This is a genomic window from Thermococcus sp. CX2 (assembly GCF_012027555.1).
Lineage (GTDB): Archaea > Methanobacteriota_B > Thermococci > Thermococcales > Thermococcaceae > Thermococcus.
Genome location: NZ_SNUQ01000012.1, coordinates 1 through 396, shown reverse-complemented (window position 1 = coordinate 396; position 396 = coordinate 1). Strand labels below are relative to the sequence as shown.

The 396-nt window shown below is 42.7% G+C and carries 1 pseudogene; it reads left to right on the top strand.

The features are described 5' to 3' along the window. A pseudogene (locus tag E3E23_RS09910) lies at positions 1-396 on the top strand (nucleotide sugar dehydrogenase); the annotation flags it as partial.

Genomic DNA, 396 nt, shown 5'->3' with positions numbered 1-396 from the left:
AACTGACGATAGAGGGAACCTAAAACTAGACCCCGTTTATGATGTTGCTCACAAAATTGCAAAAGGATTGGAAAAGGGAGATCTTGTAATTACGGAGGCCACAATGCCTCCCGGGACCACAGAAAGCTTAGTCTCAATTTTAGAAGAAAGTGGTCTCAAGCTTGGTGAATTTGGGTTAGCTCACGCTCCCGAGAGAACAATGACCGGAACTGCAATTAGAGACATCACCGGCCAGTATCCTAAGATACTTGGGGCAAGTGATGAAAAAACCCTGGAAGCAGTTATTGGAATTTATGAAACAATAAACAAGAAGGGAGTCATTCCAATGAGCTCAATAAAAGCTGCTGAAGCTGTTAAAGTCTTTGAAGGGATTTACAGGGACGTGAATATTGCCTT